At 54.0% G+C, this 22,613-nt stretch carries 17 protein-coding genes; 14 read left to right on the top strand and 3 right to left on the bottom strand.

Annotated elements, in window-relative coordinates; translation table 11 throughout:
* Positions 1–121 precede the first annotated feature (121 nt).
* From JQC72_RS00205 to JQC72_RS00165, 9 genes are all read left to right on the top strand, one after another.
* Positions 122–1,594 carry a S41 family peptidase gene (locus JQC72_RS00205; RefSeq protein ID WP_205492106.1) on the top strand — a complete coding sequence of 491 codons (1,473 nt, stop codon included), beginning with the start codon at positions 122–124 and terminating at the stop codon, positions 1,592–1,594.
* A 95-nt stretch (positions 1,595–1,689) separates the two neighbouring features.
* Complete coding sequence (locus tag JQC72_RS00200; protein ID WP_205492105.1) at positions 1,690–2,850, top strand: PDZ domain-containing protein; 1,161 nt, start codon at positions 1,690–1,692, stop codon at positions 2,848–2,850.
* An 876-nt stretch (positions 2,851–3,726) separates the two neighbouring features.
* Positions 3,727–5,709 (top strand): excinuclease ABC subunit UvrB, encoded by a 1,983-nt coding sequence (uvrB, locus tag JQC72_RS00195; protein WP_205492104.1) that lies wholly within the window; start codon positions 3,727–3,729, stop codon positions 5,707–5,709.
* Positions 5,710–5,713: 4 nt separating this feature from the next.
* On the top strand, positions 5,714–8,593 hold the full coding sequence (gene uvrA, locus JQC72_RS00190; RefSeq protein ID WP_205492103.1) for an excinuclease ABC subunit UvrA: 2,880 nt from the start codon (positions 5,714–5,716) through the stop codon (positions 8,591–8,593).
* Between the two features lie 334 nt (positions 8,594–8,927).
* Positions 8,928–9,641 (top strand): trehalose operon repressor, encoded by a 714-nt coding sequence (gene treR / locus JQC72_RS00185; RefSeq protein ID WP_205492102.1) that lies wholly within the window; start codon positions 8,928–8,930, stop codon positions 9,639–9,641.
* A gap of 106 nt (positions 9,642–9,747) precedes the next feature.
* Positions 9,748–11,160 carry a PTS system trehalose-specific EIIBC component gene (treP, locus tag JQC72_RS00180; protein WP_205492101.1) on the top strand — a complete coding sequence of 471 codons (1,413 nt, stop codon included), beginning with the start codon at positions 9,748–9,750 and terminating at the stop codon, positions 11,158–11,160.
* Positions 11,161–11,183: 23 nt separating this feature from the next.
* Positions 11,184–12,869 carry an alpha,alpha-phosphotrehalase gene (gene treC, locus JQC72_RS00175; protein WP_205492100.1) on the top strand — a complete coding sequence of 562 codons (1,686 nt, stop codon included), beginning with the start codon at positions 11,184–11,186 and terminating at the stop codon, positions 12,867–12,869.
* Between the two features lie 631 nt (positions 12,870–13,500).
* Positions 13,501–13,773, top strand: a complete 273-nt coding sequence (locus JQC72_RS00170; protein ID WP_205492099.1) for a hypothetical protein — start codon at positions 13,501–13,503, stop codon at positions 13,771–13,773.
* Between the two features lie 80 nt (positions 13,774–13,853).
* On the top strand, positions 13,854–14,246 hold the full coding sequence (locus JQC72_RS00165; protein ID WP_205492098.1) for a DUF302 domain-containing protein: 393 nt from the start codon (positions 13,854–13,856) through the stop codon (positions 14,244–14,246).
* Positions 14,247–14,296: 50 nt separating this feature from the next.
* Here JQC72_RS00165 and gnd read toward each other — a convergent pair whose 3' ends face one another.
* The 3 genes from gnd to JQC72_RS00150 are packed head-to-tail and all read right to left on the bottom strand — an operon-like array spanning position 14,297 to position 18,085.
* A complete protein-coding gene (gene gnd, locus JQC72_RS00160) occupies positions 14,297–15,196 on the bottom strand; it encodes a phosphogluconate dehydrogenase (NAD(+)-dependent, decarboxylating) (RefSeq protein ID WP_205492097.1) in 900 nt (299 codons plus the stop codon).
* Between the two features lie 21 nt (positions 15,197–15,217).
* Positions 15,218–16,549 carry a GntP family permease gene (locus JQC72_RS00155; protein ID WP_205492096.1) on the bottom strand — a complete coding sequence of 444 codons (1,332 nt, stop codon included), beginning with the start codon at positions 16,547–16,549 and terminating at the stop codon, positions 15,218–15,220.
* Positions 16,550–16,561: 12 nt separating this feature from the next.
* Entirely contained in the window at positions 16,562–18,085 is a 1,524-nt protein-coding gene (locus JQC72_RS00150; protein WP_205492095.1) for a gluconokinase, read from the bottom strand.
* Positions 18,086–18,433: 348 nt separating this feature from the next.
* Between JQC72_RS00150 and JQC72_RS16760 the strand changes: the two genes are divergently transcribed.
* From JQC72_RS16760 to hprK, 5 genes are all read left to right on the top strand, one after another.
* Entirely contained in the window at positions 18,434–18,574 is a 141-nt protein-coding gene (locus JQC72_RS16760) for a helix-turn-helix domain-containing protein (protein ID WP_419179823.1), read from the top strand.
* A 174-nt stretch (positions 18,575–18,748) separates the two neighbouring features.
* Positions 18,749–19,096 carry a phage holin family protein gene (locus tag JQC72_RS00140; RefSeq protein ID WP_205492093.1) on the top strand — a complete coding sequence of 116 codons (348 nt, stop codon included), beginning with the start codon at positions 18,749–18,751 and terminating at the stop codon, positions 19,094–19,096.
* A complete protein-coding gene (locus JQC72_RS00135; protein WP_205492092.1) occupies positions 19,093–20,082 on the top strand; it encodes a PucR family transcriptional regulator in 990 nt (329 codons plus the stop codon). The genes JQC72_RS00140 and JQC72_RS00135 overlap by 4 nt, the downstream gene beginning before the upstream one ends.
* Before the next feature lie 119 nt (positions 20,083–20,201).
* Entirely contained in the window at positions 20,202–21,311 is a 1,110-nt protein-coding gene (locus JQC72_RS00130) for an ABC transporter ATP-binding protein (RefSeq protein WP_205492091.1), read from the top strand.
* 363 nt (positions 21,312–21,674) lie between these two features.
* Complete coding sequence (gene hprK / locus JQC72_RS00125; RefSeq protein ID WP_205492090.1) at positions 21,675–22,610, top strand: HPr(Ser) kinase/phosphatase; 936 nt, start codon at positions 21,675–21,677, stop codon at positions 22,608–22,610.
* The last annotated feature ends 3 nt before the right edge of the window (positions 22,611–22,613 follow it).

The following is a 22,613-nucleotide window of genomic DNA, read 5'->3' as shown; positions in this document are numbered from 1 at the left end:
TTTCTTTTTCGATATGCCTGTTGGAATTCCTGACTATTCCCGGCCTGTCTATCATATATTATCTTCGACCTGCGATCGGGGATGAACGGAAGACATACAGGCTGACAAAGGTGGTGTCGACATGCAATTTCGCGGACGGACGGTGGCGCTGATGGTGATCGTTTCCATCGTCCTCAGCAGTGCCGCGACAGCAGCGGTGGTCAAAGACGGCGGCATTTGGGATCGGTTGACAGGAGCGCCGGCCCTGTGGTTGAACGGTGATTTTTCCGCCGCCGTGCAAGGTGATGTTGACGGATTTGAAAAATTAAAAACGGCGTATGCCGTGATCAAGTCCCAATATGTACGGGGAGCAAACGACAAAAAACTGATCGACGGTGCCATCCAAGGGATGGTGGATTCGCTCGGAGATCCCTATTCCGCCTATATGGACCCGACTACGGCCAAACAGTTTGAGTCTACTCTGGAATCGTCATTCCAGGGAATCGGGGCGGAAGTCACCATGAGAAACGGAAAGGTGACGATCGTCTCCCCGTTTAAGGATTCACCGGCGGAAAAAGCGGGATTGCGCCCCAACGATCAAGTGATCAAGGTGAACGGCGTCAGCTTGGAAGGAATGAGCCTGAATGAAGCGGTGATGAAGATTCGCGGGCCCAAGGGGACCATTGCCAAGCTGGAAGTGATCCGTCCCGGTTACAGTGGGGTATTGCACATCAACGTCAAGCGGGACAACATTCCCATCAAGACGGTCGAATCCAAAATGATGCCGCAACAAATCGGCTACATTCAGATTACGCAGTTTTCCAACGACACGGCGAAAGATTTCGGTAACCAGCTGAAACAGCTGGAAAGCAAGGGGATAAAAGGGCTGGTTATCGACGTGCGTGGCAATCCGGGCGGTTTGTTGCCTGCGGTGCTCGATATTGCCGATCAGCTGGTGCCTGGCGGGAAAAATGTGCTGGTCACGCAAGACAAAGCCGGAAACAAAGTCGTTTATAAATCGAAGCTGCAAGGGAAAAAATCGTATCCGATCACCGTCCTGATCGATAAGGGCAGTGCCAGCGCGTCGGAGATTCTGGCCGCCGCGTTGAAGGAATCCGCCGGAGCGCAAGTGGTGGGCGAGAAGTCGTTCGGCAAGGGAACGGTACAGACGGTGAAGGACTTTGACGACGGCAGCAACCTGAAGCTGACCGTAGCCAAATGGCTGACACCCGGAGGAACCTGGATCGACCAGCATGGCGGTACCGCAGGAATCCAACCGACGATCCCGGTGAAGTCTCCGGAATACGCACAGGCAACGCCCCCGTCTCCAGGACAGACGCTGAAGCGGGATATGAATTCTTCTGCAGTGCGCAACCTGCAGATGGTGCTGGATGGCTTGGGATTCAATCCGGGTCGAAAAGACGGTTACTTTGATCAGAAAACGGAATTGGCCGTCAAAGCCTTCCAAAAAACCGAGGGCTTGCCCATGACCGGAGTGGTGGATGACAAAACCGCCGCCAAAATGCAGGATGTGTTTATTGCGATGTTGCGCGACCCGGCAAATGACGTGCAATTACAAGTGGCCATTGAAGCGACCAAGAAAAAGATCCACTAAATAAAAAAAGGAAAATCAAACCGGTTGTCGAAAATCAACCCCACGACGAGATTCGCCGTGGGGTTTTGATTGCAATTTGCCCAGGAGGGATCGGCTTGATTTCATGGTTGGCTTCTCCATTGTCGTCACCGAACACATGGAAAGCCTTGTTGGTCCATCCGCTGTGGTGGACGGCTTTGATGTGCGTGTTGATGCAATTCGTGTTTAAAGGCTTGCGGGAATGGCGAAAATACGGTCGGCGTCTGGACCCGCCCACGCCGTTGTTGTTGCGTACGGTTTTTTTGGGAGCGGTGAGCGGTGGAGTGTGTTCGGTTCTCATTTCATTTTGGCAGTGGGAAGTCCGCCCCATGGAGTTGTGGTGGATTTGGGGATGGACGGTGGTGCTCGGTTTATTCCGGCTGCGTTGGGCGTGTGTCGCTTATGGAGGCGGATTGCTTGTCTTGTTCGCGCTTGTTGCGTCACACGTGTCGGCTGAGCAGGTGCCGCCGGAATGGCTGGACGTATGGCGGAGATTCTCCATGGTCACCGAGCGGGACTGGTTATATTTGATTGGATTGCTGCATGTGCTGGAGTGGTTGTTAATCCGAATGGACGGTTTGGCCGGGTTCATTCCGGAAACAGTCCGGCACCGTGACGGGTACATGGTCGGCGGATTCCGACTGCAAAAGCTGTGGGCGGTTCCGCTCATTGTTCCGACTGCGGGCGGATGGTTGCCATTGCCCTTGTTGCTGGGCTTCTCTCGTCTCAATCTGTCGATGCTTCATCAGCAACAAAAACGGCGGGCATCCACTTTTGCCTTGCTGTATGCGCTTGTATTGGCCGGGTTGACCTGGGCTTCCACATGGTGGACACCTTTGATATGGGTGGCTGCTGTTTTTTCCGTGGTGGGTCATGAGGCCATCTATCTGATTGGGAAATGGCGGGAAAAAAGGAGAGAACCACGGTTTGCCTCCCATTTTCGCGGAATGTCCGTGTTGGCCGTGTTGCCGGATACGCCGGCGTCACAGATGGGGATTCGTCCCGGTGAACGGATTACCAGGATGAACGGTGTTCACATTCGGACGGTGGACGATATACGGTTGGCGATGCAAAAGTCGCCCGCTTACTGCAAGCTGGAAGTGGTGGATGAAATGGGGGAAACGAGACTGGTACAACGGGCGGTATACGAGGGGGACCCGTCAGACCTCGGTGTGATCCCCTCACCGGGCCCGATCACTCGGATCTCCTCACCTGTTTCGGAGGCGGTTTCTCCCTAGGGAGTGTGTTTGAATACGGTCCAATTCCGTTCCCGGCTCGCTCCACCCGTGTCCAGCAAGCAAGCAGATCATGGCGCTCCGCCCCGGTAAGTGCGGGATGCCGGCAAAGTACGCTATGCTCTAAGGAAATTGCCCGTGATTCCCTTCTGCGCTTTTCGGGTCTTCGCCCGGCAGGGCGTGTCTGTCGCTTGTCTGGGAAAACTTTTGATCCTTCATGGATTTACCGGACACGTCTGGTATGATTGGCAGCTATTGTGATCAGATCGCTCCCGTTTCGGGAGCGTTGTTTTGTTGGCGGCGGTGACGAGGAAGAAGCATAGGGAATGGTACAGTAGTGCGACCTTTTAAGAGTGCCTTTGAAGAGGGAAAATGTTTCCCCCGGACGGGTGACTATGGTCGTGAAAGTATGGAGAAGCGTGAAAGATGGTTGTTCGCACACCGGCACGGAAGAGATGGTTTGAAAATGACCTGTTTGCGGCAACGATAAGGAAGGAAACAGTTTCGTATGCAGGGACAATTTCACTAGGGGCAATGTTTTTTTCGAATGAACGACGATCCAGGCTCGAGCATGGATCCGGAAAACCGTTCTTCGATCGTGGATGATTTGTCCACCATGGTTCTGGAAGGCAACAGGGTGAAAATGGTCTCTTGGTACGATAACGAGTGGGGCTTCGCCGGCAATCTCCGCTGTACGAAGCGTGTGTTGCCCATCTCTTGTGCCGCTCGGTTTCCTTCTTAGCAGGGTACTGGTGGAACGAGTCGGGAATGTGATGTGTGTGCTATTTTCCAAATACATCCTAGAACGGATGTTCCCTTACCTGGTTTTTCTTATGATATAATGAAAAGGATGACGAAACGGAGCCGAGGTGATGGGCCTTGGAACGAAAGTTTCAATTGGTTTCCGAATACGAGCCGTGCGGCGATCAGCCGAAAGCGATCGAACAGCTTGCACAAGGCGTTTTATCGGGAAAAAAGTTTCAGACCCTGCTGGGAGCTACCGGAACGGGGAAAACGTTCACGATCGCACACACGATCGCCCGCGTGAACAAACCGACCCTTGTGATTGCACCCAACAAAACGCTGGCCGCCCAGCTGTGCGGGGAGCTGAAAGAGTTTTTCCCGCACAATGCGGTGGAGTATTTCGTCAGTTATTATGATTACTATCAACCGGAAGCCTATGTGCCGCAAACGGACACATATATCGAGAAAGACGCGTCCATCAACGATGAGATCGACAAATTGCGCCACTCCGCCACGAGTGCATTGTTGGAGCGGCGGGACGTCATCATCGTGGCGAGTGTCTCCTGCATCTACGGCTTGGGTTCACCGGACGAGTACCGTGACCAGGTGCTCTCCCTGCGCGTCGGGATGGAGCGGGATCGAAACGAGGTTCTGCGCAAACTGGTGGATATCCAGTACCAGCGCAATGACATCAACTTTGTCCGCGGCACTTTCCGTGTACGGGGCGACGTGTTGGAGATCTTCCCCGTTTCACGGAGCGAGCAGGCAGTGAGGGTTGAATTTTTCGGTGACGAGATCGACCGGATTCGCGAGATCGACGTCGTCACCGGTGAAATTATCGGGGATCGCGAACATGTGGCCATCTTCCCCGCGTCGCACTATGTGACGCGGGAAGAAGTCATGCGTCGTGCGCTCCGCGATATCGAACAGGAGCTGCAGGAGCGGTTGGCCGAATTGCGCGAGCAGGGCAAACTGCTCGAAGCCCAGCGGCTCGAGCAGCGCACCCGCTACGACATGGAGATGATGCGGGAGATGGGATTCTGTTCGGGCATCGAGAACTACTCCCGTCACCTGGTGGGCAAAAAAGCGGGTGAACCGCCGTATACGCTGCTGGATTATTTCCCCGATGACTATCTGATCGTCATCGACGAATCGCACGTTACCGTGCCCCAGATCCGTGGGATGTACAACGGAGACATGTCGCGCAAAGAGGTATTGGTGGAGCACGGCTTCCGGCTGCCCTCGGCCAAGGATAACCGACCGCTCAAGTTTGAGGAGTTTGAGGAACGGATCAATCAGGTCATCTTCGTTTCGGCCACACCGGGTCCATATGAACTGGAAAAAGCACCTGACGTCGTGGAGCAGATCATCCGTCCCACCGGTCTGGTCGACCCCAAAGTGCATGTGCGGCCGATTGAGGGGCAGATCGATGATCTGATCGGTGAAATCCACAAGCGGATCGAACGGGACGAGCGGGTGCTGGTCACCACCCTGACCAAAAAGATGGCCGAGGATTTGACGGACTATCTGAAAGACGTCGGTATCAAGGTGCGCTATTTGCATTCGGACATCAAAACGATTGAGCGGATGCAGATCCTGCGCGACTTGCGGTTGGGCGAATTCGATGTCTTGGTGGGGATCAACCTGCTCCGGGAAGGATTGGACCTGCCCGAGGTGTCGTTGGTGGCCATCCTGGATGCGGACAAGGAAGGTTTCTTGCGCGAGGAGCGTTCCCTGATCCAGACGATCGGCCGTGCGGCCCGCAATGCTAACGGCGAAGTCATCATGTACGCCGACACCATCACCAAATCGATGCGAAAGGCAATCGACGAGACGGAACGGCGTCGCCGCATCCAGATCGCGTACAACGAGCAGCATGGCATCACACCGCAGACGGTGCGCAAAAAAGTGCGCGATGTGATTGAAGCGACCAAGGTGGCAGAAGATAAGCCCACATATGAAACGGCCAACCGGGTCGCGAAGATGACCAAAAAAGAGCGTCAACGGTTGATCGCTCAGCTGGAAAAAGAGATGAAAGCGGCGGCCAAGGAGTTGGAGTTCGAGCGGGCGGCGGAACTTCGGGACATGATCATCGAACTGAAAGCGGAGGGAGCATGAACACATGGCACAGGAACACATTGTGGTTCGCGGTGCGCGAGTGCACAACCTGAAAAATATCGACGTCACCATTCCGCGGGACAAATTTGTCGTGTTGACGGGATTGAGCGGATCGGGCAAATCTTCGCTTGCCTTCGACACCATCTATGCGGAGGGGCAACGTCGTTATGTGGAATCCCTCTCCGCCTATGCCCGCCAGTTCCTCGGCCAGATGGACAAACCCGACGTCGACGCCATCGAGGGATTGTCTCCGGCCATTTCCATCGATCAGAAAACGACCAGCCGCAACCCGCGTTCAACGGTGGGGACGGTGACGGAGATTTACGATTACCTCCGCCTGTTGTTCGCTCGTATCGGTCGCCCCGTCTGTCCCGAACACGGAATCGAGATTTCCTCGCAGACGGTACAGCAAATGGTGGACCGGATCATGGAACTGCCTGAGCGGACGAGGATTCAGGTTCTGGCCCCCATGGTGAAGGGACGGAAAGGGGAACATGTCAAACTGTTGCAGGACATCGGCAAACAGGGGTTTGTCCGGGTGCGGATTGACGGGGAGATCCGGGACTTGTCCGAAGAAATCAAACTGGAGAAGAACAAAAAACACACCATTGAAGTGGTCGTGGACCGTCTCGTCGTCAAACCGGGGATCGAGACCCGACTGACCGACTCAATCGAAACGGCACTGGGACTTACCGATGGCCAGGTATTGATCGATGTGGTGGACGGGGAGGAACTGTTGTTCAGCCAAAACCTGGCTTGCCCGGAGTGCGGATTCAGCATCGACGAGCTTTCGCCCCGGATGTTCTCGTTCAACAGCCCGTTTGGTGCGTGTCCGACCTGCGACGGATTGGGCAGCCGGATGGAAATCGACCCCGAGCTGGTGGTACCGGACCCGGAGAAAACGATTCGGGAAGGCGCGCTGGAGCCGTGGGCCCATTCGTCCAGCAATTATTACGAACAACTGTTGGAAACGGTCTGCGACCATTTCGGCATCGACATGGACCGGCCCTTTGCCGAACTGTCGCAGGAAGAGCGAAATCTCTTGTTGTATGGTACGCAAGAGCGGATTCCGTTCCGCTACACCAACGATCTGGGTCATCGGCGCGAAACCCAGGTGCGTTTCGAGGGCGTGGTCAATAACCTGCAACGTCGCTATCATGAGACCGGTTCCGATTCGGTTCGCGAAATGATCGAAAACTATATGAGCACCAAGGCTTGCCCCACCTGCAAGGGAGCCCGTCTGCGCAAAGAAAGCCTGCATGTCTTTGTCGGCGGGAAAAACATCGACTATGTGACGCGGCTGTCCGTCCGTGACGCACTTGCTTTTTTCGACAACCTGGAACTGAATGAAAAGGAACAACAGATCGCCCGTCAAGTGTTGAAAGAAATCCGGGAACGTCTCGGATTTCTGGTCAACGTGGGACTGGATTACCTCACCCTGCACCGCTCGGCGGGCACGCTCTCCGGTGGAGAAGCCCAGCGGATCCGTTTGGCCACCCAGATCGGCTCTTCATTGATGGGGGTCCTCTACATTTTGGACGAGCCGAGCATCGGACTGCACCAACGGGACAACAACCGTCTGATCGAAACGTTGGAGCGGATGCGTGATCTGGGCAACACACTGATCGTCGTGGAGCACGATGAAGACACGATGCTGGCCGCCGACTACATCATTGACATCGGGCCGGGTGCCGGTGCACACGGGGGGCGTGTCGTGGCGGCAGGCACACCGGAAGAGGTGATGCGCCATCCCGATTCGTTGACCGGGCAATATCTGAGCGGGCGCAAATTCATCCCGCTCCCCGAAGAGCGGCGCAAGCCCAACGGCAAGTGGCTGGAGGTGCGCGGTGCCAGAGAGAACAACCTGAAAAACATCGACGTCCGCATCCCGCTCGGAGTGTTTACCTGTGTGACGGGCGTTTCCGGTTCCGGCAAAAGTACGCTGGTCAATGAAGTGCTGCACAAGGCGTTGGCCCGTCAACTGAACAAGGCCAAAGTGATTCCCGGCGCCCACGACGAAATCTTCGGGATTGAGCATTTGGACAAAGTGATCGATATCGACCAATCGCCGATCGGGCGCACGCCGCGTTCCAACCCGGCCACCTACACCGGCGTGTTTGACGATATCCGCGAAGTGTTCGCGTCGACGCCGGAGGCCAAAGTCCGCGGTTACAAGAAAGGGCGTTTCAGCTTCAACGTCAAGGGAGGCCGTTGTGAAGCCTGCCGCGGAGACGGAATCATCAAGATCGAGATGCACTTTTTGCCCGACGTCTATGTACCGTGTGAAGAGTGCAAAGGCAAACGGTACAACCGCGACACGTTGGAGATCAAATACAAAGGGAAGAACGTGGCTGATGTGCTGGAGATGACCGTGGAGGAAGCGTTGGAGTTCTTCCAAAACATCCCGCGCATCAAGCGAAAACTCCAAACCTTGTACGATGTCGGATTGGGATACATGAAACTGGGTCAACCGGCGACGACGCTTTCCGGCGGGGAAGCCCAGCGCGTCAAACTGGCTTCCGAGTTGTACAAACGGAGCAATGGCCGAACGCTTTACATCCTGGATGAACCGACCACCGGTCTGCATATCGACGATATCGCCCGCCTGCTCCAAGTCCTGCAACGGTTGGTGGACAACGGGGACACGGTGCTGGTGATCGAACACAATCTGGACGTGATCAAAACAGCCGACTACATCATCGACCTCGGACCGGAAGGCGGAGCCGGGGGAGGCACCATCGTCGCCGCAGGCACTCCCGAAGAAGTGGTGGAAGTCAAGGCCTCCCACACTGGACGTTACCTGAAGCCCATCCTGGAACGGGATCGTCAACGGATGGAACAGTGGATGAAGGAATTGGAGCGCAAGGTGTCCGCATCATCCTGAGATCCAAAGGGAAGTGGTTTGTTTCCGTCTCTGCTGTGCCTGACCATTCCCTCAGGCGGCCATGTTTTCCCGGGCGAGCGATGGATCAAGCCCGACCGGGCATCGGTTCGGAAAGGTGCAGGAGCCCACAGCGGGCATGTCCTTTTTGAGCGAAGACTATGCCCGCGTTCTGCGTCTCCGGTTCGGAGCGGCCTTGCGTTGCTTCCTTGCGGATGCAGGTCGGGCGAGCCGGGAAAATCATGCACACGATCTGGACAGACGCACTTTGTCAAAAATCTGAGCCGCCGGTAGGCGGCGCTTTTTATGCGGGCACGACCGGAAAAGGGGGGAGAACATGAGCCGGAGATATATCCGGATATATGAGGATATCAAAGGGAAAATATTGGAATATCATTATCTTCCCGGCGATAAGTTGCCGTCTGAAAATGACTTGTGCCGACATTACGGAGTCAGTAGAGGAACCATTCGAAGAGCGTTGGATTTATTGGCCGAAGAGGGACTGATCCACAGTCTGCACGGGAAAGGCGTTTACGTGTTGGAAAACAAACCGATCACCTTTTCGGTGGGGGGACTCGTCAGCTTCAAGGAGGCCAGCAAATTGAGTGGCCAAGCCTTTGTCACCCATGTCCCCAAGTTGGAAAGCGTGATGATCAGCCCTCCTCTTCACAAAAAAACCCAACTGCCTCTCGGGGAAGAGGCGTATCATCTGTATCGTGTTCGCGAGTTGGATGGGGAAAACATCATTTTGGACATCAACTATTTTTTAAAGGATGTCGTGACCGACCTGACAAAGGAGATCGCGGAAAACTCCATCTACGAATATATGGAACAAACGTTGCAACTCAAAATCGGATTTGCCCGAAGAGTGATCCAGGTCGAACCGGCTACTTCGAAAGACAAGGAATATCTGGACCTCCAGCCGAACAATCCCTTTGTCGTGGTGGTGAAGAATTTCGTCCATTTATATGATGGAACCCGGTTTGAATATACCGAATCCCGCCACCGACCCGATCGATTTGTTTTTACGGAATTTGCCCGTCGCCGATAAGGCGACTTTTTTTATGATAACTTGTATAGACAAGCATTGACGAAACTTGTATATACAAGTTATCATAGTGTCGAAATATGTAAGCGGATACAGGAGGAGAAACAACATGGATGCGATGAAGCATTCGGTGGAACGGATCGTTCAAGCCGTTGGGGGCAAGGACAACATCGTCACCGCCACCCATTGTGTCACGCGGTTGCGGCTGGTCTTGAAAGATGAAGGGAAAGTTGACAAAGATGCACTGGAACGTGTGGATGTGGTGAAAGGTTCCTTCTCCGCCAACGGACAGTTTCAGATTGTCATCGGTTCGGGCGTTGAGAAGGCTTACGGATATTTGCGTGAAATCACGGGTATGCAACATGCCACCAAGGAAGAAGTCAAAAGCGAAGCCGAGAAAAAACTGAATCCTCTCCAAAGACTCATCAAAACATTGGGAGATATCTTTATTCCGCTTCTGCCGGCGATTGTCAGCGCGGGTCTGTTGATGGGGATCAACAATGTATTGACGGGAAAGGGCATTTTCTATCCCAATCAGGCCTTGATCGACGTCCATCCGGAATGGAAGGATTTCGCCGGCATCATCAATTTGATCGCCAACACCGCCTTTGTTTTCTTGCCGGGACTGATCGGTTGGTCTGCCGTCAAACGTTTTGGGGGCAGTGAGCTTTTGGGCATCGTACTGGGATTGATGCTGATCCATCCGGATTTGATGAATGCCTGGAGTTACGCCGAAGCCGTCTCCAAAGGAACCGTTCCTTACTGGAACGTATTTGGGTTGAGTATCCAAAAAATCGGATACCAAGGTCAAGTCTTGCCGGTACTTGTATCCGCTTTCGTGTTGACCAAGATTGAATTGTATTTGCGAAAACGGGTACCGGAAGGTTTTCAACTGCTGTTGGTGGCACCGATCGCGCTTTTGATCACCGGATTTCTGGCTTTCATCGTGATCGGTCCTGTTACATTTGCCGTTGGGAAAGCGATTACATCTGCATTTGTCTGGGTCTTCCATCAATTGCCGTTGATTGGGGGACTGATTTATGGTGCATTCTATGCGCCTTTGGTGGTCACCGGCATGCACCATACGTTCCTGGCCGTGGATCTGCAGCTGATCGCAAGCACGGGCGGCACCTTCCTGTGGCCGATCCTGGCGTTGTCCAATATCTCTCAGGGATCGGCGGCGTTGGCCATGATGTTTGTTTCCAAAGAGGAAAAGGTCAAAGGAATGTCTTTGGTCTCCACGATCTCCGCTTATCTCGGCATCACGGAACCGGCGATGTTTGGGATCAACATCCGCTACCGCTATCCTTTTTATTGCGGCATGATCGGGTCCGCCATCGGAGCAGTGGTCATCACTTCGCAACATGTCAAAGCTTCTTCGATCGGCGTGGGCGGTCTCCCCGGATTCCTGTCCATTTTCCCTCAGTATTGGGGTGTGTTCTTCATCGGGATGGCCATTGCGTTGATCGTGCCTTTCGCCCTGACGATCGTATGGGGAAAATCGAAAAAGAAATCCGCATAACCACATCAAAAAGGTGATGGAAAATGACGCAACCCTGGTGGAAAAAAGCAGTCGTGTACCAAATCTACCCGAAGAGCTTCAAAGATACGACCGGGAACGGTGTGGGCGATCTGCAGGGGATCATCGAAAAGCTCGACTATCTGAAAACATTGGGGGTCGACGTGATTTGGTTGACGCCCATCTATGAATCCCCGCAAAGGGATAACGGTTATGACATCAGTGATTATTACCGGATCAATCCGGAATACGGCACGATGGAGACATTCGAAAGACTCCTTAAGCAGGCGCATGACAAAGGGATCAAAGTGATTATGGATATCGTGGTGAACCATACTTCCACCGAACATCCATGGTTCCGGGATTCGGCCAGGTCGAGGGAAAATCCCTATCGTGACTTCTACATTTGGAAAGACGGAGTGAATGGAGGACCGCCAAACAACTGGCAATCCAAATTCGGCGGGAGTGCATGGCAGTATGATAAACGAACGGGGCAGTATTATCTGCATTTGTTTGATGTGACACAAGCCGATTTGAACTGGGAGAACCCGGAGCTTCGCGAGCGCATCTATGAAATGATGCGATTCTGGATCGACAAGGGCGTGGATGGATTTCGGCTGGATGTGATCAACCTCATTTCCAAGGATCAGCGTTTCCCCGATGATACGCTGGAAACGCCATTGGACGACGGACGCAAATTCTATACGGACGGCCCGCGTATACACGAGTTTTTAAAGGAAATGAACCGACGCGTGTTTGCCGGGAATCCTGAGCTTCTGACGGTGGGAGAGATGTCCTCGACGACAATTGAAAACTGTATCAAATACACCCATCCGGATGAAAAGGAACTGAACATGGTTTTCAGTTTCCATCATCTCAAGGTAGATTATCCGAACGGGGAAAAATGGGTCGCCGCTGATTTTGACTTTCTCCGATTAAAAAGGATTTTAAGCGATTGGCAATATGGAATGCAGCGGGGCGGAGGATGGAATGCCCTGTTTTGGTGCAACCATGATCAACCGAGGGTGGTCTCCCGATTTGGCGATGACCGGAAGTACCATAAGGAATCGGCCAAAATGCTGGCAACCGCCATCCACTTGTTGCAGGGGACTCCCTTTATCTATCAGGGAGAAGAAATCGGCATGACCAATCCCTGTTTTGACAATATCGAGGATTATCGGGATGTGGAGTCCATCAATGCCTATCATCTGCTGCGGGCGCAGGGAAAAGACGAGAAAACCGTGATGGCCGCCTTGAAGCAAAAATCACGGGACAATGCGCGTACGCCCATGCAATGGAGCAGTGAAGAGAATGCAGGCTTTTCGAGTGGAACCCCGTGGATTGGTCTCGCGCCCAACTATGAGGAAATCAATGTGGAACAAGCTTTAAAGGACCCGGATTCGATTTTTTATCACTATCAAAAACTGATCCGGTTACGCAAAGAATACGATGTGATCGCCTATGGGGATTATGAATGGATTTTGGAAGACCATCCCCACATCTATGCGTATCTCCGTCACTATCGTCAGGAAACGCTGTTGGTGATCAACAACTTTTACGGGGTGGAAACGACCTTTCATTTGCCTGAGCATCTCAATCTTGGCGGGCGGCATCGCATATTGATATCCAATTATCCGGACACGGAAAACCAATTGCACCATCTGAAATTACGTCCATATGAATCGGTGGCTTTTTATATAGAGCGAGCGTAAACACCCAACCCTTCAAGATTGGGATGAAAGCGAGCGTCGGACGCGGGGGGCTTGGTCCCTCTCGCAAGTCCGACAGCATTTGGGTACCATCGAGTCGTGAAGGGCGAAAACACTGAAAACCGCCAGGCGAGCAAAAACTCGTGAAACGAAAAAACACCCGCGCCTGGATGAAGCCATCGTGGATGGAGGTGGGCTAACGCCGGATGAAGCGAGAAGCTCACAGCGTTCGAAGGAAGTGCCTCCGGTGCTTCAGCCGTGTGGGGCAAGTCACATGGTGGATGTACCCGTACCGCAATAACAAAGGTACGGGCTGTTTTGTGAATCGGTAAAGAAGTGTCTGGTCATTCCAAAAGGGGCATTGTTTTTCCATGCAGTGACAAGCCCCAACCCGATTGTACATTGATAAAGCTCAGTAATGGAATAGTGGGCAATTTCCTCTTGGAAAAGCGTACGTTGGCCGCGTCCTGAGCCTGAACGTTTGGAGCGTCTTGCGTTGCTTCCTTGCGGGTGCGGGTGGATCGAGCCGGAAAAGTATCAGGTGATATTTGCCGGACAGGCCCCAACCCACTTCCCTAATTCCTATTAATATGATAGGATTAATCGTATATAAAAGCGCAAGGAGGTCGAAAACATGTACATCACCTTGCGGGAACGCCTGTTTCTGGGGAAATTCGTCGCTTCACTACAACGGACGGCCATGAACGGAGAGCGGAGGCTCAATCTCTCCATTCTCAATAAATTGGTAAACCCCCATCTGTCTTTTGACCAAAAAGAGTATGCGTATTTGATCAAAAAGTTGTCAGATCGCTTTGAAGAGGCGTGCGATTGCAGAAACGAACATGAAGTCAATCTTGTACAAAGTCTGATGGTGAAGCTGGAAAACAGCATGAAAGCACATACTTGATCAAAACCGCAGTCGGCCAACCCTCCTTTCGGGTAAAATGGTGGTGGAAGGGAAGTTGCCTGGAATAGGAGGGGTTAGAAATGTTCCACTATACTGTAGAGACAGAAAAAACGGTGGACGAGGCTGTTCGTGCGGTGGAAGAGGCTTGTGCCAAGCGAAAATTCAGTGTGTTGTGGCAATTGGACATTCCGACCAAACTGTTGGAGAAAGGAATCCATTTTGATCAATCGTATCGCGTGTTGGAAGTGTTTAACCCGGATATAGCCAAAAAAGTTTTGACCCGCAATCAGCAGGCGGGCCATTTTCTCCCTTGCAAAATCGTGGTATATACGGATGTAAATACGGGAAAGACACAAATCGGCCTGAGTCGACCAACTGCGCTGTTTGCATTGACGGAGGACGAACATTTGCAGCGTATCGCCAAAGAGGTGGAATCAACACTGGTTTGTGCTCTTGATGAGGCCAAGGGTTGATCACTGGAATGACGAGACCCCCGCCAAGTGCGGGGGTCGGATGTTTGTCGTCACTTTTTCTCCACTGCGTGTCCGCCGAATTCGTTGCGCAAGGCGGCGACGACTTTTCCGTGGAAGGTGTCGTCTTCCAACGAGCGGTAGCGCATGAACAGCGACATCGCGATGACCGGGGCACTGGCCTGGACATCCAAAGCCGTCTGCACCGTCCACAATCCTTCGCCGGAAGAATGCATGACACCGCGAATCCCTTCCAGCCGGGGATCTTTGGCGAAAGCGTTTCGGGTCAACTCCATCAACCAACCCCGGATGACGGAACCGTTCGACCATACGCGGGCCACTTCTTCGTAATCAAAGTCGAACTGGGATTTGTCCAAAATCTCGAAGCCCTCGGCGATCGCCTGCATCATGCCGTACTCGATTCCGTTGTGCACCATTTTGAGAAAATGGCCGCTGCCGGTACGTCCCGCGTAGAGATAACCGTTTTCCACGGCGAGGTCACGGAACAATGGCTCCAAATGTTGCCCAAACGTCTCCTTGTCGCCGCCAATCATGAAACAGGCGCCGTGACGTGCTCCTTCCATTCCGCCGGACGTGCCGACGTCGAAAAAGCGAATTCCCCGGTCACCGAGACGCTCGGCCCGGACGATGGAATCACGGTAGTGGGAGTTGCCGCCGTCAATGACGATGTCGCCTTCCTCCAGCACGGGGACCACCGATTCCAACACCTGATCCACGATGTCCCCCGCGGGCACCATCAGCCACACGATGCGTGGGCGCGACAGCTTCCGGGCCAATGTTTCGATACTGTCAGCGGGGATGGCGCCCTTTTCTGCCAGGGTTTGTACGGGTTCGGGGTTGACGTCGTGGACGACCACCTCGTGACCGTGGTCCAAGGCGTTCAGGACGAGGTTCATCCCCATTTTGCCGAGACCGATCATGCCGAACTTCATTATCTTCATCTCCTTCAGCTGTTACACTATCCCATTTAACAACAAAATCAACGGCAAGGCAACGACGGACAGCAGGGTTTCCGCCGCGGTCCAGGTCCAAAACGTCTCTTTCAGGCTAATCCCAAAATATTCCTTGATCATCCAGAATCCCGAGTCATTCACATGAGACAAAATGATCGAGCCCGCCCCGGTGGCCAACACGAGCAATTCGGGTGATGTTCCCGGTACGGCCTGGGCGATGGGAGCGACAATCCCGGCTGCCGTCAACATCGAAACGGTGGCCGAACCGGTTGCCACACGGATTGCCGCGGCGATCACCCAAGCGAGCAGAATGGGTGACAAATGGGATTTTGCCGCCAATTGGCCCACGGCTTCACCAACCCCGGAGTCGATCAGCACTTTGTTGAACGCACCACCTCCGCCGATCACCAACAGGATGGAGGCGGTGGGAGCCAGACAATCGTTTGCCCAGCGTTGTATCGTCTCGCGGTTTGTCCCCTGCAGGGTTCCCAAGCTGAAGAAAGCGTACAAGGTGGCGATCAGCAAGGAAACGATGGGATCGCCGACAAACGACAACACGGAAGAGAGCACCCCATTTTTCGGCAGGAAAATTTCTGCCACAGTGGCGACCAACATCAGAATGACGGGCAACAAAATGGTAAACAGGGTGTTGGCGAAACCGGGCAGATTTCCCTCCCGGCGGCGAACGGAGAAAGAAGCGGCCATTTTTTCGGGAACGGACTTATGAATCCGTTTGCCGATCCATTGCCCGTACAGGGGGCCGGCGACAGCAGCGGCGGGCAGGCCAACCAAGAGGGCATAGAAAATGGTCTTACCCACATCGGCGTGATAGATGTCCACCGCCGCCATGGCGGCCGGATGGGGCGGAACCAACCCGTGCACCACGGACAACCCCGCCACCAGCGGAATACCGATCATCACCAAGGAAAGGCCCGTTTCAGCAGCGATGGTAAATACCAGCGGAATGAGCAGGACAAACCCCACTTGAAAAAAGACGGGGATTCCGACGAGAAATGCCACCGTCATCATCGCCCAATGTACGCGGCGGCGTCCGAACCGGCGAATCAAGGTATTGGCAATTTGCTCCGCTCCGCCCGATTCGGCCATCATTTTCCCCAACATGGTGCCCAATGCCAGCACGGTGGCGATGAAGCCAAGGGTATTTCCCATGCCTTCCTTGAGGGATTTGACAATATCGGAGAGCGGCATACCGGCGACAAGTCCGAGACCGACAGCGGTTACGATCAGGCTGACGAACGGATGCCATTTCACCCAAGTGATGAGTATGAGCAATACGACAATGGACAGTGCGGCAAGCAGCAACAAGCTCATCCGGATCTCCTCCTATTGTTGCCATTGGGATAGAGTGTGAAAAGACGGTCGCAAACGACGGTAGGTTTCTTCAAACAACGGAAACCATTGTCGGTACAGGCGTACCCGTTCCGGGTCCGGATGCATGCGTCGTGTGATGCGGAGCCACTCGCTCACGCGGGACAAATCGTCCATCGCCCGGATGGCCGTCAAAGCCAATACAGCCGCGCCCATCGCCGAGGCCTCCTTGTTTTCCGGCACTTCGACGGTGGCATTCAATACATCTGCCGTCAGTTGCAACCAAAATGGGGATCGGACAAATCCGCCCGATGCCCGGATCGTTTCAGTTTGTGCGCCGCTCACGTCACGTACGGCATCAGTGATGGCGCGCAGGGTGAACGTTACGCCTTCCAATGCCGCCCGTGCCAGATGGGCGGTTTGGTGGTGCAAACGCAAACCCACCCAAGCTCCACGGGCGTCAGGGTCCCAATAAGGGGCGCGCTCACCGGTCAAAAAGGGGAGAAACAGCAATCCATCAGCACCGGGTGGAACCGATTCGGCAAGGGACAACAGGCGGTCGACGGAGGGAGGAGACGAGTCGGAGGCGCCCTTGAACACGGATTCGGACAGCCAGCGCAACATGTCTCCACCGCTGTTGGTGGCTCCGCCGATCACCCACCGGTCATTTGTCAAGGCATAACAAAACGTGCGAGCGTTTTCATCGGTCGCCGGAGAGAAAGCCGCCGTCCGAACCGCACCGCTCGTTCCCACGGTGACAGCCAATTGTCCAGGTTGGATCGCTCCAACGCCCACGTTGGCCAGAACGCCGTCACTGGCACCGATGACGAAGGGGGTGTCGGGGGAGAGACCCATCCGTTGCGCACAATCCCGTCGCAACCCCGTAAAAACCTCGGTCGGAGAAACGACGGGTGAGAGGCGATCCGATGCGATGCCGACAAAGTGCAGGATGTCCGGGTCCCAGTCGCGGGAGGACAAATTGTACAGCCCCGTTGCGGAAGCGACAGAGGCGTCTGTGGCCCAACGACCGAACATCCGATACCATATGTACTCCTTGATCGAGACGAATTTGGAAGTACGTCGAAATAAGTCCGGCTCTCGTTCTTTCATCCACAACAATTTGACCAGTGGGGACATCGGATGAACGGGTGTCCCCGTCCGTCGGTAACAATCACGGCCGAACGGCAGGGTACGCAGTTTTTCCGCCTGCTCCGCCCCGCGGTTGTCCGCCCAGATCCATGCACGGGTGAGCGGATTTCCGTCGGAATCTACGGCGATCAAAGCGTGCATCGCCGCACTGAATCCGACGGCGGCCACTTTTTCCGGGGAGATGCCGGCCGCATCGACAGCTGTTCTTACACTGTGCATAACAGCTTGCACGATCTCATCGGGGTCTTGTTCCACCCAACCGGGATGTGGTTGAATCAGTGGATAGCCCGTGGTACCTAGTCCCAAAACGTTTCCGTAAAAGTCGAAAACAACTGCTTTGGTGCTCGTTGTGCCAATGTCTACACCGATGACGACGGATGGAGAAGTCATAACAAACCTCCTGTGGGTAGGTCGAGTCTGGTATGAATGAGGGGACCGGCCTGATTGAATTGAACAGAGGGGGTGGCCTGTTTCCGTAATCAAAGGATAATGGAAACGTTATCATTTATGCAATACCTTTTCTTTCGAATCTTATGTCAGCGGTTATAAAGAGCGTGCGGGAAAACCCAGCCCTTGACCCGGCCTTTTAGGGTTGGGATGAAAGCGAGCGTCGGACGCGGGAGGGTCTCAGCTCTATCAAGTCCGACATTGTTCCAAGTAATTCTGATCCATTCTGAAAATGCCGGTAGAATCACGTAACATACAAGAAAAAGACCGTACAAAGAGTCGATCACGGTGATGAGAACCTGCAAATTCAGGCTGAAACCAACGAAAGAGCAAATCGAGAAGATGGAAAGGACACTGGGCATGTGCCGCCGGCTCTGCAACTCCATGCTTGAACAACGAAAGTTCGCCTGCAAAAGACGCGGTATGAAATGAAATCAATGGGTAATTGGAGATCCGTTCCACCTCAGCCGGGTTTTGTTGTCAGCAACACACATTTCCCAAAAACGTTCACCAATGGATTATGCCGGGAATAAGGCAAAAAGAAGTGTCTCCATGATCCTCGGAAGGGTAGAATATATACGGTAGCAATCAAAAGGAGGATTGCGCGTGGGCTGGATTGTCAAATGGTTGATCAATGGTTTGGCCGTTTTCTTGGCCGCGATGTGGATACCCGGCGTTCAGGTGAAGGGATACGGTACGGCATTGCTCGTCGCACTGGTGCTGGGAATTGTGAATGCTTTGATCCGTCCGATTTTGGTGGTCCTGACGTTACCGCTCAACATCATGACGCTGGGGTTGTTCACGTTCATCATCAACGGATTTCTGTTTTGGCTGGTGGGACATGTCATTCAAGGGTTTTACGTGACCAGCTTTCTCGGTGCGATTTTGGGCGCGATCTTTGTCAGCTTGGTCTCTTGGGTGTTGAACATCATTTGGAAAGGAATCGCCCGATGAACCAAAAGTGGGTGTCATGGGCACTTCGCCTCCGGCAGATGCTGGGGGCGGAGGTTCGCATCGTCCGCACGGGAGAAGCCCGAAACACGCAACATGCATACCTCCCCATACCAGAAGCCGAATGGTGGTCGCTGGAGATCGCCGCTCCGTTGACAGAACGCGAGCGTAAACTGGTCACCGCGTTGTTGACGGAATGGACCCATGAAAATGAATCGTCCGCGAAAAGGGAAGGATTTGCGGAACGGATCGCGCGATGGCTGCATGACGCAGAACGTGACCCGGATACACCCGTGCCGATCGAGCTGTCGGAGCGGGATTGGGAGGGGCGCGTTCCACTGTTGGTCATGCATGCGAAGGCGGCTTTCCCACCGGCTGCGCTGGCTGTCCTCGAATCCTATTTTGAACGGCAGGCTTGGCTGGTACCGATGCGGGAGCGGGAGTTGCTGGTATTGGTACCGGCTTCTCTCATCCAAACGGACGAGGAAACCACATTGACCGAGGAGTTGTACCGAGCCGGGGAAGGATTGGTCGAAGTGGCTGCAGCCGAGATCGGAGAGACGGTGACGGTTGTGATCCATCCGCCGTTGTTCGATCCTGATCAATTGCCGGTTGCGGTGAAGGAACTCAGAGCCGCTTGGCGGCTGGGTCGGCGTTTCCACCCCCAACGGGCGGTGATTGCCACATGGAATGCCCGGATGGAGCGGTTATTGATGGAAATTCCCGATGACGCCGTTCGTCAGTGGCTGACACAATCTCCGACACCGTTTTGGGAGGACGGGGAACTCAGAGAGACATTGACGGCGTTGTTTCGTCACAACCTGAATCTGAGCGAGACGGCCCGAGCGTTGTATGTACACCGGAACACGTTGCTCTACCGGTTGGAGAGATTGAAACAGGAAACCGGTCTGGATGCCCGCCGATTTGAAGATGCCGTTTATATCTATACGGTTTTGCTGTTGACGGCGACAGAGGCGCATGAGGAATAAACCTTTCGGCAGATTGTTCAAACAATGGCGACAAATTTTGTGCGGTTTGACCATGGCCCGTGATCGGTTCCTTTCGTTACAATCAAGTCAAGACAGCGCTTACACGGGAGGGGACGAACATGGCACAGGTCCGGTTGAATCATGTGTATAAACGGTTCGGTGATGTGACGGCCGTGAAGGATTTCCATCTGGAGATTCAGGACAAGGAATTTTTGGTGTTGGTCGGTCCGTCCGGCTGCGGGAAATCGACCACGTTGCGCATGATCGCCGGTTTGGAGGAAATTTCTGAAGGAGAGCTGTACATAGGGGATCGTTTGGTCAACGACGTGCCGCCGAAGGATCGCGATATTGCGATGGTTTTCCAAAGCTACGCCTTGTATCCGCACATGAACGTCTACCAAAACATGGCGTTCGGATTGAAACTGCGCAAGTTCAAAAAAGAGGAGATCGACAAGCGGGTGCGCGAGGCGGCCCGGATTCTGGACATTGAACATTTGCTCGACCGGAAGCCCAAGGCACTCTCCGGCGGTCAGCGCCAGCGGGTGGCGTTGGGACGGGCCATCGTTCGGGAACCGCAGGTATTCCTGATGGATGAGCCGTTGTCCAACCTGGATGCCAAATTGCGCGTACAGATGCGCACGGAAATCAGCAAACTGCATCAGCGTTTGGAAACCACCGTCATTTATGTTACCCACGATCAAACGGAAGCGATGACGATGGGCGACCGGATCGTCGTCATGAAGGACGGTGTGATCCAGCAAGCGGCGACGCCCTCGGAAATCTACAGCAACCCCGCCAACATGTTTGTTGCGGGCTTCATCGGATCGCCGGCGATGAACTTCATTGACGGGACGCTGTTTGAAGAAGCCGGGGACGTCTATTTCCGCAGTCAGGGATTGCAGGTGAAAGTGCCGCAGGGTAAAGCCAAGCTGTTGCGTGAAAAGGGATATGTCGGCAAAGAAGTGGTATTCGGGATCCGTCCGGAAAACATTCATGACGAGCCGCTGTTTGTGGAATCTTCTCCGGACAGCACCTTCCGTGCCAAAGTGGAAGTGGCCGAGAACATGGGGGCGGAAATGTACCTCTATCTGAGCGGCATCGCAGACAAGTGGGTAACGGCCCGCGTCAACCCACGGATGAACTTTACGCCGGGAGTGGAAGTGGAATTGGCCTTCGACATGAACAAAATGCACATCTTTGACAAAGACACCGAACAGACAGTGTTGTGACCCAACGGCGTTCATGCGGGTGATGTTGATGATGACGAAAGCGGTCGTGGATGGACGTGGGTTGCCACGCCACGGGACCAAAGTGAGTGCTCCGGTGTTTTGGCCGTGTGATGCAAGTCACTCGTCCGCTTTGCAGGGAAGGCGACATTTTTCTGCAAGCGGCTTTTAACAAGTGTATCAGCCGTTTCCCGCGTTGTCCGGGAAACGGTTTGTTGTTTCGGGAGAGCGTTTGAAATTTTGGGATCACGGCCGGTGGCATCCACCTCGGGAACATGCTACACTGTTGACAAAACGTACATGGCGGAGACAGATTGATCATTCCGTCCGATGTTGTTCGTGGAATGTGGAAAAGAGGGGAAAGTCATGGGCAAAACGATTACGGTGAAAGAGCTGGTCCAGCAATTCAACTTGGAAGTCATCTGCGGTTGGGAAGGGTTGGAGCGTCCGCTGACGGTGAGCGATTTATACCGACCCGGGATGGAATTGGCGGGTTTTTTCACGTATTATCCCGCTGAGCGGCTGATGCTGTTGGGGAAAACCGAATTGACGTTCATCAACGGCCTGACTGAGGAAGAACGGAAGGAACGGCTGTGGCGGTTGTGTCATGAATCGACCCCGTGCTTTTGCATCACCCGGGATATGAATGCCCCGAAAGAATTGGTGGAGGCGGCCAAAGAGAAAAAGATTCCGGTGTTGCGTACATCCATGGCCACCACCAAATTTGGAAGCAAAGTGACCAACTATCTGGAGAAGCGTCTGGCGCCCACCACCACTGTTCACGGCGTACTGGTCGACGTGTATGGGGTGGGTGTGCTGATCATGGGCAACAGCGGAATCGGCAAAAGCGAAACCGCACTGGAGCTGGTCAAACGGGGACACCGGCTGGTGGCTGACGATGCGGTGGAAATCATGCAGACCGAAGAGGATGAGTTGGTCGGGCATGCACCCGAGTTGATCCGTCACCTGCTGGAAATCCGCGGGTTGGGCATCATCAACGTGATGACGTTGTTCGGTGCGGGGGCCGTTCGGGAATACAAGAAGATCTCCCTCGCGATCAAACTGGAAAACTGGCAGGAAAACCGGCAATATGACCGCCTCGGACTGGATGAAGAGCGAATTCGCATCATCGACACCGAGCTTCCGCAGCTGACCGTGCCGGTTCGACCGGGGCGAAACCTGGCGGTCATCGTCGAAGTGGCCGCTATGAATTTCCGGCTGAAACGGATGGGATACAACGCCGCCCAACAATTTGCACAAAAATTGGGTCAAGCGATCGAAGACGCAGATGAATTGGATTAAACG

Source organism: Polycladomyces zharkentensis (assembly GCF_016938855.1).
Taxonomy (GTDB): Bacteria; Bacillota; Bacilli; order Thermoactinomycetales; family JIR-001; genus Polycladomyces; species Polycladomyces zharkentensis.
The sequence above is the reverse complement of the archived record's forward strand: the minus strand, read 5'-3'. Positions and strand labels throughout refer to the sequence as shown.

Bases quoted from the DNA above. Each gene is read 5' to 3' on its own strand.
- JQC72_RS00205 (WP_205492106.1), top strand. From the start codon at position 122: ATGCAATTTCGCGGACGGACGGTGGCGCTGATGGTGATCGTTTCCATC.
- uvrA (WP_205492103.1), top strand. From the start codon at position 5,714: ATGGCACAGGAACACATTGTGGTTCGCGGTGCGCGAGTGCACAACCTG.
- treR (WP_205492102.1), top strand. From the start codon at position 8,928: ATGAGCCGGAGATATATCCGGATATATGAGGATATCAAAGGGAAAATA.
- treP (WP_205492101.1), top strand. From the start codon at position 9,748: ATGGATGCGATGAAGCATTCGGTGGAACGGATCGTTCAAGCCGTTGGG.
- treC (WP_205492100.1), top strand. From the start codon at position 11,184: ATGACGCAACCCTGGTGGAAAAAAGCAGTCGTGTACCAAATCTACCCG.
- JQC72_RS00170 (WP_205492099.1), top strand. From the start codon at position 13,501: ATGTACATCACCTTGCGGGAACGCCTGTTTCTGGGGAAATTCGTCGCT.
- JQC72_RS00165 (WP_205492098.1), top strand. From the start codon at position 13,854: ATGTTCCACTATACTGTAGAGACAGAAAAAACGGTGGACGAGGCTGTT.
- gnd (WP_205492097.1), bottom strand. From the start codon at position 15,196: ATGAAGTTCGGCATGATCGGTCTCGGCAAAATGGGGATGAACCTCGTC.
- JQC72_RS00155 (WP_205492096.1), bottom strand. From the start codon at position 16,549: ATGAGCTTGTTGCTGCTTGCCGCACTGTCCATTGTCGTATTGCTCATA.
- JQC72_RS00150 (WP_205492095.1), bottom strand. From the start codon at position 18,085: ATGACTTCTCCATCCGTCGTCATCGGTGTAGACATTGGCACAACGAGC.
- JQC72_RS16760 (WP_419179823.1), top strand. From the start codon at position 18,434: ATGAGAACCTGCAAATTCAGGCTGAAACCAACGAAAGAGCAAATCGAG.
- JQC72_RS00135 (WP_205492092.1), top strand. From the start codon at position 19,093: ATGAACCAAAAGTGGGTGTCATGGGCACTTCGCCTCCGGCAGATGCTG.
- JQC72_RS00130 (WP_205492091.1), top strand. From the start codon at position 20,202: ATGGCACAGGTCCGGTTGAATCATGTGTATAAACGGTTCGGTGATGTG.
- hprK (WP_205492090.1), top strand. From the start codon at position 21,675: ATGGGCAAAACGATTACGGTGAAAGAGCTGGTCCAGCAATTCAACTTG.